This is a genomic window from Anaerolinea thermolimosa, assembly GCF_001050195.2.
In the GTDB taxonomy this organism is placed as follows: domain Bacteria; phylum Chloroflexota; class Anaerolineae; order Anaerolineales; family Anaerolineaceae; genus Anaerolinea; species Anaerolinea thermolimosa.
Window position 1 is genome coordinate 33,426 of record NZ_DF967970.1, and the last position, 16,763, is coordinate 50,188.

Consider the following 16,763-nt stretch of genomic DNA (forward strand, 5'->3'; position numbering starts at 1 on the left):
ACGAATAACAGAATAGAATTACAGTATAATGGAAGAAACAAATGTTCTAGGTGAGATATGCCCATCCATTATCAGCAGGCGTTGGAACAGATTCGGAACATGGGGCAAAAGGCGCGGTTGCGCCAGGCGTGGTTAGAGGCACTCCGTGAGCAGGCCTGGCAATTGCTCCATGAGCTGGCCGGAGAGGGTGAGTACCTGAACACTCTGGCCGAACGCGGGGGGCGCTTCAACCCTGGCCTGCGGTGTGCACTGGCCGGTGCTGAGCCGTTGGACACGGCGGCCCCGCTGACGGTATCGGGGCAACCACGTGTCCTGCTGGCCGCGGATGGGTCTCAGATCAACCCGGGGCGGCATGGCGCAGTGGAGTTTATTGCCATCAATGTGGGGGCGGTTTGCTTTCGACCAGGCGAGCCACCGCGGGAGCAAATCCATACCAGCCTGCGTTTTGGCGAGGATTGCACCATTGACCGGCGACCGATGTCGGATGCGGATGTGGCGATCTGGCGCGACCTGGAAGAGCGAAGGCTCTTAATGGAGCTGGCGCATCCCCACAGCCAGGCAGGACAGCTGGTGGTTACCCTGACCGATGGCCCCCTGCAGTTGTTCGGGCAGGGGCAGGAAAGCAAGTTTTTCGAAGAAAAACTAAAGGAATACCTGGGGGTGTTGCGGGAACTGGCCGCGCCACGAACGGCCGCCGCCGGTTATGTGGATAAACCGCGCAGTGATTATCTGGTGGGGTTGTTAGAGCTGGCGTTGCTGGCGCGCGAAAATAAGCTGGGTGAAGCCGGGCGTGAACGCCCGCTCTGGCCGGTGCGCGACCGCGATTTATTCGCTCGCCTGCTGGGGCCGGGGGAGCGTTCGGCAGTGCTGGCCATGCGCCTGCCAGAACCCAACCCTTTCACCGATAAGCTGGCGCTCTACTGTTTTTATCTCAATGTGGGGCGCGCGGGACATGCGCAAATTGCCCGGGTTGAAGTTCCCCGCTGGGTGGCGGAGGAACCCGTGCTGCTCAACCTGCTTCAGGAGGTGCTGGTGGAGCAATCGGCTCAACTGGGGGCGCGCCCCTACCCGTATCTTTTGCATCGGGCGCATGAGGTGGCCGTGGTGCACCCGGATGAAATTGAGGAGATCGAACGCATGATCCAGGCCGAACTCCGACGTCAGGGAGTGGAGCCGGAGAATCCATCGAACAAGCAGTGGGCCAAAGAATTGCAGGGAAGGACACGGATCAACGCATGAACGCATACGAGATGGGTCGATTACTGCGCGCCAGCACCCGGTTCTGTGTGGTGGGTTGCCGGGTCTCTCAGGCAGGGGCACCGGCTTTTGGGAGCCTGGTGCGTATTCCCTTCACGGGGGAGGAATATCAGATTTTCGGGATGGTCTATGACATCCATATCGATGATGACGGCCTGGTGAGGCAACTGGTGACTGCTGAACAGGTATCTCCGGAAGTGCTGGCCGATAACCGCCTGAACCGGAATGTGCCGGTGGAGTTTTCGGTGTTGCATGTGGGGTATCAGGAGAACAGGCGCATCTGGCATCTCCTTCCGCCGCGTCCACCGCTCAGTCTGGATGCAATATACCCGTGCACCGAGGCGGAGGTGGCCGCGTTTACCGCAGTGGGGCGTTTTGGGTACTTCAGGCATATTCTTGCCATGGCCGGAGAAGTCCCCGTGGGCGAACTGCTGGCCGCCCATGTAAACCAGGCCCAGCGGGCACAATCTGCCGCGGGGCGTCCCGAGTGGCGCAATCAGGCCGTGCAGGAACTGATCACCCTGTTACGGGACGATTACCCCACGCTGATGAGCGTGCTGGGAGCGCTTTCTGAAGTCATGGAGGAATGAGAGGGAAGCATGGAACGAGTCCAATTGAGTGGTAATCTCCAAAATGGGCAGGTGATCGGGTATATCGTCGGCGGCGGGCTCAAGGAAAACCTGCGGGTGCGTCTCACGGTGCCAGCGCATACGGTTCAGGAAGGCGCGTTTGTCGTTACCGAGAGCGGTGACTGGCTCTTTTACGGCCTGGTGACCGATTTACAGCTGGGTGCCACCGACCCGCGTTTTGCCGACGAGCAAAGCGAAGAACGCCTGCCCGCCGGTATGGCCGCGCTCCTGCACGGGCAAACCCTGTATACCAACCTGGAGGTGCTCCCGGCACTGATGGTGCACAGTCCGCAGGTGGGGGAGCCTCTCTTTGAACATCCGGTGCCCATCAAAACCATCCCTGCGCACCATGCCCGTGTGCGCCTGGCAGATCTGGGCGATGTGGCGCAAATTTTTGGTGACCCCAGGGAAAAGGGAAATTACGTCATCGGCTACACCCGTGAACAGGGGCACCCCGTGTGTATTGATCTGGACAAGCTGGTGCAGCGCTCGGCGGGTATTTTTGGCGCTACCGGCACGGGAAAGTCTTTCCTTACCCGGATTGTACTGGCAGGGCTGATCTACCATAACGTGGCCGGAGCGTTGATTTTTGATATGCACAACGAGTATGGCCCCGATGTGCACGACTCGGATCGGAATGTGACTCTGCCGGGGCTTAAGTCGAAATTCCGTTCGCGGGTGCGGCTGGTGGGGCTGGGGCGGACGAGTGATTTTCGCGGGGTACAGCCAGATTTCAACCTGGAAATTGCCGAGAACGACATTGACCCCGCCGATATTGAAATGCTCACCCGCGAACTTAACCTTAAAGAAACCACCCCCGCCACTCTGGCGGCCCTGGAACGAGAGTTTGGCCCCCGCTGGTTCCATGAGTTTAAAAAGATGCGTTACGGCGCCAAGGTGGAGAACGAGGAGGGCAAACTTGTGGATGCGTCCGACAGTGTGGCCGCCTGGGCTCAGCGGGCAGGGGTGCACCCCGCCGCGGCTGAGGGCCTGTATGGCAAGCTGGGGCGGGTGTTCGAACGGGAGTATATCGTTGAGCGCCCTGCCGCCGACACCGTGGGTGAAATTATCAAAGCCCTGGAAGCCGGCCAGCACGTGGTGCTTTCTTTTGGGCGGTTCGAAACCGATCTGGACTATCTGCTGGTGGCCAATATCCTCACCCGGCGTATTCGTGCTGCCTGGGAGAAGAAGACCGGTGACTACCTGCGCGAGGGAAAACCCGAGCTGAAGCCCCGCCCTCTTGTGATCGTGGTTGAAGAAGCGCACAAACTTCTCAACCGTGAAGTGGCGGCGCAGACGGCCTTCAGCACCATTGCCCGTGAGATGCGCAAATATTACGTCACCCTGTTGATCATCGATCAGCGGCCATCGCAGATTTACGATGAGGTCATGTCACAGCTCGGCACGCGGATTTCGGGCTGGCTGGGTGACGATCTGGATATTCAGGCGGTTCTCTCCGGCCTGGCCGGAAAAGATGCCCTGCGGGGTATGCTGGCACGCCTGCAACCCAAAGAAGAGGTGCTTCTGCTGGGGTGGGGTGTGCCCATGCCTATCCCGGTGCGTTCGCGCCGTTACGATGAGCAATTCTGGGTAGAATTGTTCGGTCAGCGCGCCCCGGGTAAAAAATCGGAAGCCGAAATCCTCAAGGAACTGGGTTTTTGACCTCCGGTGGAGTCGCGGGAGGCACTGCGGGCTGGTAAGGTGGCTGCTGGTGGGCCAGCCGGGTGGCGCGGGTATTTTCCTCAATATCAATCAGCAGGTAAATCGCTTCACCGGTGGCGTAGACCGTCAGGCCGCCGACCCCGCCGAAGACCAGGGTGATCAGGGCAGAAAGGATGCCCCCGATGGCACCGCCGAGAACCCCCATGCTACGCATGCCGGGGCCAAACTCGCGGGAAAAATCGCGCAGGGCGGTGCCGCCCACAATGCCGGCCAGGCAGATGCCCAATGCACCCACGATGGTGATCACCAGAACGATGGCTCCAAGGATCTTGTACGCTGAGCCGATGATACGCAACGCACGGTAACGCTTTTCCATTCATTCCTCCAGAAAAAGGCCAGGATATCCCTCTACCCTAAGAACCCCGCGCAGGATTGCAGGGTAAGGTATATTTATCATACATCCATTGTCTATTTTGGGATGGGTGTTTTTTGAGGGCGCGGTCATTATCTTGATCTTTCATTTACAAGAGCTCTGGAGGTGCAGCATGATTACGGATGGTGAGATCCTCCTTCGCATTCTCATTGCCGCCGGGCTGGGGATGCTGGTGGGACTCGAGCGTGAACGGCAGAGTCAACCGGCGGGGTTACGCACGCATATTGTGCTGGTGTGCGGCTCCACCCTGGCGATGGTGCTTTCCATTAACCTGGCGATGCAATTTCGGGGACTGGTGCCCAATGGAGACCCTGCCCGCCTGGCGGCTCAGGTGCTTTCGGGGATCGGCTTCCTGGGGGCTGGGGCGATTTTGCGTTTCGGCCCGACCGTCAAAGGGCTGACCACGGCGGCTTCTTTATGGACGATGGCCGTGGTGGGGCTGGCGGTGGGGGCGGGTTATCTTCTGGCGGCCGCCGGGGTGACGGCCCTTTTGCTGGTGGTGCTCATCGTGCTCACACGTGTGGAAAACCGAATGATCATTCCGAACATCTCGGCTCAGTTTTCGGTCTATGCAATCGACCGCGCGGGGGTGGTACAGCAGGTGCGCGATTTGATCCGGCAGAACTCACTGGAGGTAGATCACTTCCGTTTGCGGCGCAACGTCAGCCGGCAGCGGGTGCGGATAGATGCAGTGGTCAAAGTGCACGGCAGTGAGGCGCTGGAACAGCTTTCGGCAAAGATCAGTGAAATTGAGGGGGTGAAGGTCGTCAAATACGAATAAAAAGTGCACCCATGGGCAGCTTCCGGTGTTGCTTAATCGGAGCTTACCGCTCTGGATAGGGTAGCTCGAAAACCATTCGGGAGGTTGCCATGGAGGTTACTGCCGAGATCAAGCGGGAGATGTTCTGGACGATGTTGCTTGCACGCCGCCTGGATGAGCGTGCCTGGATGCTTCATCGGCAGGGAAAGATCACCTTTCACGTCTCCGGTATCGGGCATGAAGCCGCCCAGGTTGGGGCGGCTTTTGCCATTCGGCGCGGATACGACTGGGTGGTGCCTTATTACCGTGATCTGGCGTTGATGCTGGCGCTGGGATACACCCCTCTGGATTTCTTCCTCGGGTTGATGGGCCGGCGCGGAGAGCCAGGCTCCGGCGCACGGCAGATGCCCAATCACTGGAGTATGCGTTCCATGAATGTGGTCAGTTTGTCATCGCCGGTTTCCACGCAAACACTGCATGCCGTAGGGATTGCGATGGGAATCAAGATGCGGAAAGAAGATAAAGTGGTGCTGACCACGGTGGGCGAAGGGGGAACATCGCAGGGTGAATGGTATGAGGCGGTAAACTGGGCGGCCATTCACCGCCTGCCAGTCGTTTTTAATGTGCAAAACAACCAGTATGCCATTTCTGAGCCGGTATCCCTGCAAATGGCGGTGAACAGTGTGGCTGAGAAGGCGCGCGGCCTGGGTTTGCCCGGGGTCAGTGTGGATGGCATGGATGCCTTTGCCTGCCTGACGGCTTTTCAAAAGGCCGTGGAAGACGCCCGTGCCGGGCATGGGCCTGTTCTGATTGAAACGTGTGTGTACCGGATCACCCCGCACTCTTCAGATGATGACGACCGCACTTATCGCTCGCGTGAGGAAGTGGAAGCTCACAAGAAGGATGACGGACTGCTCCGAACGCGGAACACGCTGGAACGAGAGGGGGTGCTTACCCCGCAGGCCGTGGATGCCATGGAAGAACGCGCCCGGCAGATCATTGATGAGGCCGCGGCTCAGGCTGAGGCTACGCCCTACCCGCCTGGCGAAGAAGGAGCCTTCCCGGTGTATGCTGAGGAGGTGCGTCATGCCTGAAATCACCCTCATCGAAGCGATCCGGCAGGCGCTGGATGAGGAACTGGCGCGTGACGACCGCGTGCTGGTGATTGGAGAAGATGTGGGCAAGCGCGGGGGGGTGTTCCGGGCCACTCAGGGGCTGTATGAAAAATATGGGGCGTTGCGGGTGTTCGATTCTCCCCTGGCTGAGGCTTCTATTGTCGGTGTAGGGGTGGGGGCCGCCCTCTACGGGTTACGCCCCGTGTGCGAAATCCAGTTCGCCGACTTTATCTACCCGGCATTCAACCAGCTGATCAGTGAAGTTGCGCGCATGTGCTACCGTACCAACGGCGAATGGACGGTTCCCATGGTGATCAGAGCGCCTTACGGAGGCGGAGTAGGGGGAGGGTTGTATCATTCGCAGAGTGTGGAGGCTTTTTTTACCCACGTTCCGGGGTTGAAAGTGGTCATTCCATCCAATCCTTATGACGCTAAAGGGCTGCTTAAATCGGCGGTGCGCGACCCCAACCCGGTGCTTTTTTTCGAGCCGAAGAAAGGTTACCGGCTCATCCGGGGTGAGGTGCCCCCCGGTGATTACACTGTGCCCATCGGCCCGGCGCAGGTCAGCCGTGAAGGGCACGACCTGAGCCTGTTTGCTTACGGGATGATGCACCATTATGCCCTGGAGGCCGCAGTGCAGGCCGCCGCTGAGGGAATTTCGGTGGAAGTGGTTGACCTGCGCACGCTTTTACCGGTGGATCGCGAGACGATTCTGGCCTCGGTCAGGAAGACCGGCAAGGCCCTGATCGTTCACGAAGACACCCTTACCGGTGGCTACGGGGCAGAAATTGCCGCGATTATCGCCAGCGAGGCTTTTACCGATCTGGATGCCCCTGTGCGACGGCTGTGCGGGCCGGATGTTCCCGCAGTGCCTTTCAGCCCTTCCATGCAGGAGTGGTTCATGCTTAATCCGGAGCGAATTTTACGCGAGATTCGCTCTCTGGCCGCTTATTGATGGTGTGAAAGATTTTAACTGTGGAGTTGCGTATGCCTGTTCAGGTGATCATGCCTCAACTTGGTGAATCGGTGGTCGAGGGGACAGTGATGCAGTGGCTCAAAGCTGAAGGCTCAGCGGTGGAGCGTTTTGAGCCGTTACTGGCGGTGAATACCGATAAGGTGGATACTGAAATTCCAAGCCCGGCGGCGGGGACTCTGCTGCGCATTCTGGTGCCAGAGGGGGAGACTGTGCGGGCGGGCACAGTGCTGGCCTGGATTGGTCAGCCGGGTGAAGCCATTGGAGAAGAAAAACCCGCTCTGTCTCCCGCGCGGGAGGGCACAACCTCGAAGGAAAAGCGGAAACTGGGTTTTATTTCTCCGGTGGTGGCGCGCCTGGCGCGTGAACATCAGGTGGATTTGCGCGAAGTTCGGGGGACAGGGGAAGGCGGGCGCATTACCAAGAAAGATGTGTTGTCTTACATCGAGGAGCGGAACCGGGCCGCCCCGGCAACTCCGACCGCTCCCTGGGAAACCCCCGCTGATGGGGATCTCTTCCGGCCGGTGGAGTTGCCGGTTACAGCGGCGGAAAGCTCTCCGCAACCCGCCAGGGGGCGGCTGATCCGTCTTGACCCGTTGCGTAAGGCTATCGCTGAAAACCTGGCCGCCAGTATGCGTAACGCTCCGCATGTGACGACGATGATGGAGGCCGATATGACGCGTGCCACGGCGCATCGCGCGGCGCACCGGGAGCTCTTTGCCCGCGATGGAGTGCGCCTGACCTTTACGGCTTACTTTGTTTCGGCGATCGTCACCGCGCTTAAAGCCTACCCTGTGGTCAATTCTTCGTGGACGGAGGAGGGCATTCTGGTTCATTCTCAGATTAATATCGGGATGGCGGTTTCGCTGGGCGATCAGGGGTTGATCGTGCCGGTGATCAAGAATGCTGATGGTCTGTCACTGCTGGGGCTGGCGCGCACCATTAACGACCTGGCCGAGCGTACCCGTCTGCGGCGGCTTCAGCCTGATGAAGTACACGGCGGCACGTTTACACTTACCAACCATGGCACCAGTGGCAGTCTTTTTGCAACACCGGTGATTAATCAGCCGCAGTGTGGTATCCTAGGGGTTGGCGCAATCAAGAAGCGGGTGGTGGTGATCGAGGACATGATCGCAGTCCGTCCGATGGTTTACCTCTCGCTCACCTTCGACCATCGGGTGGTAGATGGATTTACCGCGGATGGTTTTCTGGCGAAGGTGGTGGAAGCGCTGGAGAGCTGGTGATTTTCCGGCTGCTCTAAAGTTATATTGCCTGTCAAAGGAAGGACACCATGAGCACATACGATGTTGTTGTCATCGGGGCCGGGCCAGGAGGGTATGTTGCAGCCATCCGGTCGGCTCAACTGGGTCTGAAGACCGCAATTATTGATAAACAGTGGCTGGGAGGGGTTTGCCTGAATGTAGGGTGCATCCCTTCCAAGGCGTTGCTGCGCAACGCCGAAGTGGCGCACCTTCTGCGCGAACGCGGCAAGGATTTTGGCTTTTCTTTTGAGAACCTTACCCTGGATTATGCAAAGGCGGTGAAGCGCAGCCGGCAGGTTTCGGACCGCCTCACACGCGGGGTGGGTTTTTTGATGAAGAAGAACAAAATAGACGTGGTTATGGGCACTGCGCGCCTGATGACGGCAAATACCGTTCAGGTGACCGATGGAGAGGGGAAGGTTTCGACCATTGAAGCGAAAAACATCATCCTTGCCACGGGGGCTTCGGCGGCGGCGATCCCCGGTGTGGCGGTAGATGGAGAGAAGGTGCTCACCTACCGCGAGGCCATCCTGCAGGAGAAGTGCCCCCGCTCGGCCATCATCATTGGCGGTGGGGCGATCGGGGTTGAGTTTGCCACCATCTGGAGCGCGTATGGATCGGCGGTGACCATTGTCGAAATGCTCCCACGCATTGTGCCGCTGGAAGATGAAGAGATCAGCGCCGAATTGAGCAAAGCCTTCCGCGATCGGAAAATTCAGGTGCTGGCGGGGCACCGGGTGATGGCGGTGGAAACCACCGAGAATGGTGTGCGCGTGCGCGTTTCTGGAGAGGGGGGCGAGCAGGTGCTTGAAGCTGAGCAGGCGCTCATGGCCATCGGGTTCAAACCCAATTCGAAAGACCTGGGTCTGGAAGAGGTGGGTGTTCAGGTGGATGGCCGGGGGTTCGTTCAGGTGGACGAGCGTATGGCGACGAACGTGCCGGGCATCTGGGCGATTGGCGATGTGACCGGCAAAACCTTGCTGGCGCATGTGGCCTCGGCGATGGGGGTGATCTGTGCCGAAAACATCGCCGGGGTTGAAACCACCACCATTGATTACCGCATGGTGCCGCGCGCTACCTACTGCCAGCCGCAGATTGCTTCCTTCGGGTATACCGAAGCCCAGGCCAGGGAGGCCGGGTATGAAATCAAGGTGGGGCGGTTCCCGTTCCAGCCCAACGGTAAGGCGCTGGGCCTGGGAGATTACGCGGGGTTTGTCAAGATTATCGCCGATGCCCGATACGGCGAGATCCTCGGCGCGCACATGATTGGCCCGGAGGTAACCGAATTGCTTCCAGAACTGACCCTGGCACAGCGCATGGAATTGACCACTGCGGAGATCGCCCGCAACATCCATGCCCACCCGACGCTGAGCGAGGTGATCATGGAAGCCGCCGAAATGGCCGAGGGACACGCCATTCACATCTAGCCAGTGCGCCCGGGTGTGGTGTGTGCAGAGAAGATAAGGGCTGCCCGGCCGGGCAGCCCTTAAGTTTTTGGCGTCAAATAGAGAAGTCCTCGCCGCTCCACACCCCCTCACGAATCTGATGCGGCAGGTGGCCGTGGGTTGAATCGGTATGCGCTTCGGGTGGGGGCTTCTTTTGCCCGCCGTTGCCGGGCAGGTGCGGGTGCTGGAGGATGTGGATGCGCAGGTCAGATTCGAGCCTGGCCAGGCGGTCACTGGATCCGGCGGGCATGGGGGTGCGCACCAGGTCATTCAGCAGGGTTTCCAGCTGTTCCACACGCTCGACCAGGGCGGCTACCGTGTTGCCGATGGCATCGGGCATGACATTGTGGTTGAGGTCAGGGCTGGCCGGGCGAGGTTGACTGCGCACCACCACCTGACCGGGAACTCCAACCACCACAGAATTGGGCGGGACGGGTTTGACCACCACCGCATTAGCACCGATGCGGCTGCCAGCCCCCACGGTGATGGCCCCCAGGATTTTCGCCCCTGCTCCGACCACCACGTTGTCTTCCAGAGTGGGGTGGCGCTTCCCTTTTTGCAGGCTGGTGCCTCCCAGAGTCACGCCATGATAAAGGGTGACGTCGTCGCCGATCTCTGCGGTTTCGCCGATCACCACGCCCATGCCGTGGTCAATGAAGAAGCGCCGTCCGATTTTTGCGCCGGGGTGAATCTCGATGCCGGTTAAAAAGCGCATGAGATGAGAGAGCCAGCGCGCCAGCAATTTAAAGCCATGATTCCACAGCCCGTGGGCAATGCGGTGCCCCCAGACGGCGTGAAGGCCCGGATAACTGAGCAGGATTTCCAGGGTGCTGCGCGCGGCGGGGTCGCGCTCGAAGACCGAGCGGATATCTTCTTTCATGAGAGAAAAGAATTTCATCTTCATTCCCTTTCCCTGAGGTTGTCGTTCTCCGTAACCGGCGCGGTCAATCGGCCAGATCGGCGAAGAGCTGGGTGGAGAGGTAACGTTCGCCGAAGGAGGGAATGATCACGATGATGAGCTTCCCTTCATTTTCGGGGCGAGAGGCAACCTGGAGAGCCGCCCAGGTGGCGGCACCTGAGGAGATTCCCACCAGCAGCCCCTCCATCGTGGCCATCCTGCGAGCGGTCGAGAAGGCGTCTTCAGCTTTGACACGCACGATCTCATCATAAATCTGGGTGTTAAGCACATCGGGGATGAAGCCCGCGCCGATACCCTGGATGGGGTGGGGGCCTTTCTGCCCGCCTGAGAGCACGGGTGAGGCGTCGGGTTCAACGGCCACCATCCTGACGGAGGGTTTACGGCTCTTCAGCACCTCACCGACGCCGGTGATCGTTCCGCCGGTGCCGATCCCGGCAACCACGATATCTACCTGGCCATCGGTATCGCGCCAGATTTCTTCGGCGGTAGTCTTCCGGTGAATTTCGGGGTTGGCAGGGTTTTTGAATTGCTGGGGCATGAAGTAGCGTTTGGGGTCGCTGGCGACCAGCTCTTCGGCTTTGGCAATGGCCGCCGCCATGCCGCCGCTGCCGGGGGTGAGGATCAGTTCGGCACCGTAGGCACGAAGCAACATGCGGCGTTCTTTGCTCATGGTTTCGGGCATCACCAGGACGCATTTGTAACCGCGAGCCGCGCAGACAAAGGCCAGGGCGATACCGGTGTTACCACTGGTTGGCTCTACAATGATGGTATCCGGGCCGATCAGCCCGGCTTTTTCGGCGGCGTTAATCATCGAAACGCCAATGCGGTCTTTGACGGAATGGGCCGGGTTGTAATATTCCAGTTTGGCGACAACGGTAGCGCGCGCTCCGGCTTCGCGGGCGATGCGGTTCAGGCGCACCAGGGGGGTGTTGCCGATTAATTCGGTGGCATCGTTGGCGATACGCATGGTTGAAAATCTCCTTTGTAAATAGTTGAACCGATTAAAAAGAAAACCAGCAGGAAAACAAAACAGCGGAGCCTTTGAGGCCGCTCGCAAAAGATGTTGCGGGGCCGTGTTCCGCTGCCTTCGTCCTGCTGGTAAACTGCTTGCTTTACGTGCGATGGCTTAACGAGGCAGGGTCACCGGGCCCCGCCACGGACACATGCACGCAATGCTTCTCAATACACCAAAATTTACCAGTTTCATCGAGATCGATTATATGATGATTTAAGTCCCTGTCAAGGGCATTTTATGAGTCAAATCTGGCTTTAAAAGCACGAGGCGGGGGATGAATCGCCAGACGGAGGTGAAGAATAAAATGGGGGTGTTCTTCTGTGGTTTCAAAAAGCGTTAATAGAGCCAAGCGGGATATTAATTGTTTTTAATGTTGATTTATGTTATATTGATTTCGTGGAGGCAGTGATCCGCAGATGAGATCTCGGTCGCTTCACCCGGAAGGGGGTGTCTGCGGGGAGCCAGTAGCGAAACCGGCCACAGGGGCCGGTTTTTTTGTTTAAGGGTGTGAAATCTATCACGAAGGGAGGTGCTCAATCGTTCAATTCCGGGTATTGATCCACTCTCCTGCGGAGAGAATCAGAAAATGAAGGAGTGTTGTATGAAGTTCTATCCTCGAACTCGTTTCGCGGTCAGGCTGGTGTTGATTCTGGCAGTGGTCGCCTCAATGCTCTCGGTGGCGGCGGGGCCGGCTGTGCCCGTGGCCAGGCTTCATCAGCCTGCCACAGATACCCTGATCTTTTTTGCCGCCGATGGACTGCGTCAGGATCTGGTTGCGAAGTATGCCGGGCAAAAGCTATTACCGGTGATGGGTGAGTTGCTCAGGAAGGGTGCCTCAGCGGCAGATGGCGGACTTTTGACGCAGGCGCCGTCCAACACGGGGGCCGGGTGGTACAGCCTTGCTACCGGCGCGTGGGCGAGTGTCACCGGCTCGACGAACAATACCTTTCATAAAAATGGGGCTTCTTTCAGCAGTCGCACGGCGGCCTTCGATGATGGCGTGCTTCAGGCAGAAACGATTGCCCAGGCGGCCGAACGCGGCGGGAAGCGTGTGGCCCAGATTGAGTGGGCAGGAGGGCGCAATGCGGTCATCCGCGGCCCCACGCTGGATTATCGCGTTTTTCTCTCCGGGAGAGGGGTGGCAACCAATTACATCTCAGATACCGACAATGCGGCCTTTGTGGCGTCCTTCGGCTTGCAATTTGATCATCCTTCTGGCTTTGCCGGGCAGGCCCCCTTTGCCGGGGCCGCGCCCGCGCCTGCCGATGGCTGGGTGAACGTGCCGGTTTCGTACAGCCCCGCCATGGAGATGCACATGCGTGTGCTGGATTTCGGGGTGGATAAATATGGCCTGAACGCCTATATTTACGATGCTACCGATGATGGGGTTACGAATTATGATCGGGTTCTTTTCAGCCCTGGCAAGGATGGGGCTGTTGCGGTGGCCGACCTCACCTGTGGAGAATGGGGAGATATCAAGGTAAAAGTGGTGGGCGGTGCGCTGGATGGTCTGACGGCGGGCATGCTCGTCAAGGTGGAAGAATTAAGCGCCGATTTGAGCAGGGTGAGGCTCTTCCATACCTCGGTGACGCGCGCCATTGCCTCCTGGCCCGACTGGCCCGGAGACCCCGGCTTTAGCGGCGATTTTGCCGAGTTCGTGGCTCAGAAGTTCCCTACCTCTACTGCCGCCGATTATGCTGTTCTGGAGGCAGGCATTGTCTCTGAAGAAACCTATGTGGAGCAGGGCCTGTACTGGGAAACCGCCTATCACCCATTGATTGAGTACATTCTCACCAATTACGCACCAGACCTGGTGCTGGTAGGGTATCCAACCACCGATGAATTTCAACATCAGTTCCTTTCGCTGGTCACACCTGCACTGCCTGATGGCCAGCCCAACCCTGCCTATGATGATGTTCAGGTCAATGGGACGCCTGACGGGCGGGTGAACGAGCGGGAGGGCTTCCTGAAGCGTGCGTATCAGGGGGCTGATGCCACTCTGAAACTGGTGCGCTCTCTGATGCCCAAACAGACCACGGTTTTTGTCTCATCGGACCATGGCTTTGCGCCTCAATTCCTGGCGGTGGATGCCAGTAAGGTGCTGGTGGATCTGGGCCTGTTATCGAAACCGCAGACCTCGAACTGCCGGCCAGCCTCAGGTGAGACGATCGGCAAGGCCAAAGCCTGCTGGGCCGGGGGAACGGTGCAAATTTACCTCAATCTGGCCGGGCGTGATCCTGCAGGTGGAGGGTTGCAACAGGTAGCCGCAACCGATGAAGCGGCTACGGTAGCCGCCATTAAGGCGGCCTTTGCCAGCCTGAGCGATCCCAACGATTGGACAGGCGATGGCGCACCGGAAGGCTGGAAGGTCATCGACCGGGTATATACCCGGGCTGAGGCGCGTTTTATTCACAATGGGCCGGGGACTTTTGCCGACATGGCTCATCCTACCCGGACGGGCGATGTGGTGGCCTTTGCTTATCCGCCATACCAGTTTGACGCTGCCACTCCGGGGAGCCTGGTGGCGCTTTCAGCATTCTTTGGCCAGCATGGGTACGTGCCCGATGTTCAGGTGCCGGACGCGAATGTGAATATGCGGGCAACTTTCCTGGCAGGAGGCAAGGCGATTGGCAAAGGAACCTTTGCCGGATTGCGCACGATTGATCTGGCGCCGACGATTGCCTTCCTGATGGATATTCCCATGCCGCAACATGCGCAGGGGCGGGTGTTGACGGAAATTCTGGATGGGGCCAGCCGCTACAGGAAGGTTTCGGTGATTGGCCTGAACGATTTTCACGGCCAGCTTGATCCAACCACGCTGGCCATCGATGGGCGCAATATTTCGGTCGGTGGGGCGGCTTATCTGGCTACCCGCTTTGATGAAGAAGCGGCGGCTTTACCCGGAGATACACTTTTACTCGCCGCAGGCGACAATGTGGGAGCTTCTCCGCCCAATTCAGGGCTGCTGGATGATATGCCTGCCATTGATGTGGAGAATGCCTGGGGATTGGATGCCACCGCTTACGGAAACCATGAGTTCGATTACGGGGTGGCGCGTCTGCTTCAACATCAAGCGCGGGCGGTGTTCCCCTTCCTGGGCGTCAATATTATTGAGACAGCCACCGGTAAAGCCCCTTCCTGGGTGAAGACCAGCCAGGTGTTTACGGTCGACGGGGTCAAAGTTGGGGTGATCGGTGCGGCGCTGGAAAACACCCCCGAGCTGGTGTCGAAAGATGCTACCAGGGGGCTCACCTTCCTGCCAGCGGCAGAGCGCATTCGGGCCGAATCGGAGCGCCTGCGCAAGAAAGGCGTGAAGGTACAAATTGTGGTGATTCATGAAGGTACCGCGCTTGGTTCCAATGCGGTGGATGGCATTCCGGCCGTCCTATGGGAAGGGCCGGTTGTAGATATTGCCAGCCTGCTTCAGGATACGACGGTGGATGTGATTCTGGCGGGGCATACGCATCGGATCTCGAACCTGATGGTGGGAGATATTCTGGTTGCTGAAGGGCTCAATGCCGGGGCAACCTATTCTGTCCTCCAGATGCTGATTCAGGGCGAAGATGTTCTCTGGGCAGGGGGCGCTACACGCGTGGCGACCACGCTGGGGGTGACACCCCGCTCTGATGTGCAGGCCATTGTGGATGCCGCCAACGCGGAGACAGCTGTTTTGCGCAATAAAGTGATCGGCAGGCAGGCTTTCGATATCCGGCGTGACCCCACCCGGCTGAACGAATCGGCCATGGGGAATTTGATTGCCGATGCGATGCGGGTCAAATACCCGGCAGTGGATGCGGCGTTGACCAATTCGGGTGGATTGCGTGCCGACCTGGTGTGTTCTCCGCCCAGTGCGGGTGAAGCCCCCTGTGAGATCACCTGGGGCGAGATGTTTGCGGTGCTTCCCTTTGGAAACCGCACCATCATAGCCACCTACACAGGCGAACAGCTGAAGACGGCTTTCCTGAACGGGTTCTCGCCGGTTTGCAATTCGGCGATTGCCACGGGGCGCTTCCCGCAGGTTTCGGGGCTTAAGGTGGCCTTCCATTGCGAAGGGTTGACCCCGGTGGTCGATGGCATCTGGAAGGCGCCTGCCGGACCATCGGGCCCGCTCACCCCGGTCGGCCCAACGGATACCGTCCGTCTGGTGACGAACGACTTTATGTTTGGCGGTGGGGATGGGTATACCATTCTGGGGCAGGGCGCCAATGTTCTCAACCCGGGAGATGGGTTGCTGGAGATTTCCATTGATTATGTGGCGGCCAATTCGCCGGTTGCCCCGGTGGTCGAAGGGCGTATCGTCAGAAATCCCTGAGGGGAGGGGGTCTCGTCTCGAGCAGGGGTGGAATAAAACCTGACCCTGCCAGGGAACAGGAACGATTCGGCGGAGCCATGTGATGGAGGCTCCGCCGAATGATTCTGGTTGGGGGGGAATGAGATTAACGCACTTCAGTGAGAGAGCCTGTTTTTACGTCATAAATGAACCCGCGCACGGGGATACTGGAAGGAATCCAGGGGTGTGATTTCACTTTTTCGATCTGCTCCCGCACATTGGTTTCCAGGTCGCTGAAGGCATGGAAGGTTTCCGGGGCTACGACACTGGTGTGGGTTGCGTGACGGAGTTTTTCCTTCAGATCTGCGTCCTGAAAGGTCAGCATTCCACATTCGGTGTGGTTGATGATCATGAATTCCTGCGTTCCCAACAGGTGGTGAGAGATGATCAGAGAACGCAGTGCATCTTCGGTGACGACGCCGCCAGCGTTGCGGATGATATGAGCATCGCCGGTTTTCAGGCCGAGGAGTGCCTCAATTGTGAGGCGGGCGTCCATGCAGGCTACGATGGCGAGCTTGCGTGCCGGTGGAGTGGGAAGGTTCCCCAGATTAAATGAGCGGGCGTACTGCTGGTTGTTCTTTAAGACATCATCCGTAACAGACATGGGAGTTCTCCTGAAGAAATTATAGAATAACGGACGCTGGATTCTAAAAAACAAAAAACAGCTACCGGGTTAGTGAAGCATACGCCGGGCACTGCCCGGGTGGATACCTTGTATGGGGCGCTTCGTGAACCTCGTGAAAGCTGTTTGGGGACATTAAAAAGGTGGGAGGACGCGGAGGTGATGAAGCGACCCTTACCGTGTACACATGCAGGTGTTCATGGCAGATCCTCCTTTTCTCTGGCGGAAAATTTGGACAATTTTACTAGTAATATCTGTTTCGTCAAGGGAAGCGAGAGAGAAGTACAGAGGACCTGCATTTCAAGAGAAAGAGCAATTATGATACAATTTTTTCAGAGGTA

The 16,763-nt window shown here is 58.5% G+C and carries 13 protein-coding genes; 9 read left to right on the forward strand and 4 right to left on the reverse strand.

Going from position 1 to position 16,763, the window contains the following annotated elements; translation table 11 throughout:
* Positions 1-57: 57 nt before the first annotated feature.
* The 3 genes from ATHL_RS18265 to ATHL_RS18275 are packed head-to-tail and all read left to right on the forward strand — an operon-like array spanning position 58 to position 3,548.
* Positions 58-1,239, forward strand: a complete 1,182-nt coding sequence (locus ATHL_RS18265; protein WP_062196598.1) for a DNA double-strand break repair nuclease NurA — start codon at positions 58-60, stop codon at positions 1,237-1,239.
* Positions 1,236-1,847 carry a hypothetical protein gene (locus ATHL_RS18270; RefSeq protein WP_062196599.1) on the forward strand — a complete coding sequence of 204 codons (612 nt, stop codon included), beginning with the start codon at positions 1,236-1,238 and terminating at the stop codon, positions 1,845-1,847. The genes ATHL_RS18265 and ATHL_RS18270 overlap by 4 nt, the downstream gene beginning before the upstream one ends.
* 9 nt (positions 1,848-1,856) lie before the next feature.
* Entirely contained in the window at positions 1,857-3,548 is a 1,692-nt protein-coding gene (locus ATHL_RS18275) for an ATP-binding protein (RefSeq protein WP_062196601.1), read from the forward strand.
* Here ATHL_RS18275 and ATHL_RS18280 read toward each other — a convergent pair.
* Positions 3,529-3,924: a hypothetical protein gene (locus ATHL_RS18280; protein ID WP_062196603.1), complete on the reverse strand. Its 396-nt coding sequence runs from the start codon at positions 3,922-3,924 to the stop codon at positions 3,529-3,531. The genes ATHL_RS18275 and ATHL_RS18280 overlap by 20 nt on opposite strands.
* A gap of 169 nt (positions 3,925-4,093) precedes the next feature.
* On the opposite strand from ATHL_RS18280, the gene ATHL_RS18285 reads away from it, so the two are divergent.
* The 5 genes from ATHL_RS18285 (at position 4,094) to lpdA (ending at position 9,518) form a co-directional block, all read left to right on the forward strand.
* Complete coding sequence (locus tag ATHL_RS18285) at positions 4,094-4,762, forward strand: MgtC/SapB family protein (protein ID WP_062196605.1); 669 nt, start codon at positions 4,094-4,096, stop codon at positions 4,760-4,762.
* Positions 4,763-4,851: 89 nt separating this feature from the next.
* Positions 4,852-5,835: a thiamine pyrophosphate-dependent dehydrogenase E1 component subunit alpha gene (locus tag ATHL_RS18290; protein ID WP_062196607.1), complete on the forward strand. Its 984-nt coding sequence runs from the start codon at positions 4,852-4,854 to the stop codon at positions 5,833-5,835.
* Positions 5,828-6,811, forward strand: a complete 984-nt coding sequence (locus tag ATHL_RS18295; RefSeq protein ID WP_062196608.1) for an alpha-ketoacid dehydrogenase subunit beta — start codon at positions 5,828-5,830, stop codon at positions 6,809-6,811. The genes ATHL_RS18290 and ATHL_RS18295 overlap by 8 nt, the downstream gene beginning before the upstream one ends.
* A gap of 32 nt (positions 6,812-6,843) precedes the next feature.
* Positions 6,844-8,073 (forward strand): dihydrolipoamide acetyltransferase family protein, encoded by a 1,230-nt coding sequence (locus ATHL_RS18300; protein WP_062196610.1) that lies wholly within the window; start codon positions 6,844-6,846, stop codon positions 8,071-8,073.
* Between the two features lie 47 nt (positions 8,074-8,120).
* The gene (lpdA, locus tag ATHL_RS18305) at positions 8,121-9,518 is read left to right on the forward strand and encodes a dihydrolipoyl dehydrogenase (RefSeq protein WP_062196612.1); all 1,398 of its coding nucleotides are present in this window, start codon (positions 8,121-8,123) and stop codon (positions 9,516-9,518) included.
* 73 nt (positions 9,519-9,591) lie between these two features.
* On the opposite strand, the gene cysE is transcribed toward lpdA, so the two are convergent.
* A complete protein-coding gene (cysE, locus tag ATHL_RS19785) occupies positions 9,592-10,440 on the reverse strand; it encodes a serine O-acetyltransferase (RefSeq protein ID WP_062196613.1) in 849 nt (282 codons plus the stop codon).
* A 40-nt stretch (positions 10,441-10,480) separates the two neighbouring features.
* Positions 10,481-11,422 (reverse strand): cysteine synthase A, encoded by a 942-nt coding sequence (cysK, locus tag ATHL_RS18315; protein WP_062196615.1) that lies wholly within the window; start codon positions 11,420-11,422, stop codon positions 10,481-10,483.
* A gap of 649 nt (positions 11,423-12,071) precedes the next feature.
* Between cysK and ATHL_RS18320 the strand changes: the two genes are divergently transcribed.
* Positions 12,072-15,782: a 5'-nucleotidase C-terminal domain-containing protein gene (locus tag ATHL_RS18320; protein WP_062196617.1), complete on the forward strand. Its 3,711-nt coding sequence runs from the start codon at positions 12,072-12,074 to the stop codon at positions 15,780-15,782.
* Between the two features lie 124 nt (positions 15,783-15,906).
* Here the strand turns inward: ATHL_RS18320 and ATHL_RS18325 are convergent, their stop codons facing one another.
* Positions 15,907-16,404 carry a beta-class carbonic anhydrase gene (locus tag ATHL_RS18325; RefSeq protein ID WP_062196619.1) on the reverse strand — a complete coding sequence of 166 codons (498 nt, stop codon included), beginning with the start codon at positions 16,402-16,404 and terminating at the stop codon, positions 15,907-15,909.
* Positions 16,405-16,763: the final 359 nt, after the last annotated feature.

Bases quoted from the DNA above. Each gene is read 5' to 3' on its own strand.
- ATHL_RS18265 (WP_062196598.1), top strand. From the start codon at position 58: ATGCCCATCCATTATCAGCAGGCGTTGGAACAGATTCGGAACATGGGG.
- ATHL_RS18270 (WP_062196599.1), top strand. From the start codon at position 1,236: ATGAACGCATACGAGATGGGTCGATTACTGCGCGCCAGCACCCGGTTC.
- ATHL_RS18275 (WP_062196601.1), top strand. From the start codon at position 1,857: ATGGAACGAGTCCAATTGAGTGGTAATCTCCAAAATGGGCAGGTGATC.
- ATHL_RS18280 (WP_062196603.1), bottom strand. From the start codon at position 3,924: ATGGAAAAGCGTTACCGTGCGTTGCGTATCATCGGCTCAGCGTACAAG.
- ATHL_RS18285 (WP_062196605.1), top strand. From the start codon at position 4,094: ATGATTACGGATGGTGAGATCCTCCTTCGCATTCTCATTGCCGCCGGG.
- ATHL_RS18290 (WP_062196607.1), top strand. From the start codon at position 4,852: ATGGAGGTTACTGCCGAGATCAAGCGGGAGATGTTCTGGACGATGTTG.
- ATHL_RS18295 (WP_062196608.1), top strand. From the start codon at position 5,828: ATGCCTGAAATCACCCTCATCGAAGCGATCCGGCAGGCGCTGGATGAG.
- ATHL_RS18300 (WP_062196610.1), top strand. From the start codon at position 6,844: ATGCCTGTTCAGGTGATCATGCCTCAACTTGGTGAATCGGTGGTCGAG.
- lpdA (WP_062196612.1), top strand. From the start codon at position 8,121: ATGAGCACATACGATGTTGTTGTCATCGGGGCCGGGCCAGGAGGGTAT.
- cysE (WP_062196613.1), bottom strand. From the start codon at position 10,440: ATGAAGATGAAATTCTTTTCTCTCATGAAAGAAGATATCCGCTCGGTC.
- cysK (WP_062196615.1), bottom strand. From the start codon at position 11,422: ATGCGTATCGCCAACGATGCCACCGAATTAATCGGCAACACCCCCCTG.
- ATHL_RS18320 (WP_062196617.1), top strand. From the start codon at position 12,072: ATGAAGTTCTATCCTCGAACTCGTTTCGCGGTCAGGCTGGTGTTGATT.
- ATHL_RS18325 (WP_062196619.1), bottom strand. From the start codon at position 16,404: ATGTCTGTTACGGATGATGTCTTAAAGAACAACCAGCAGTACGCCCGC.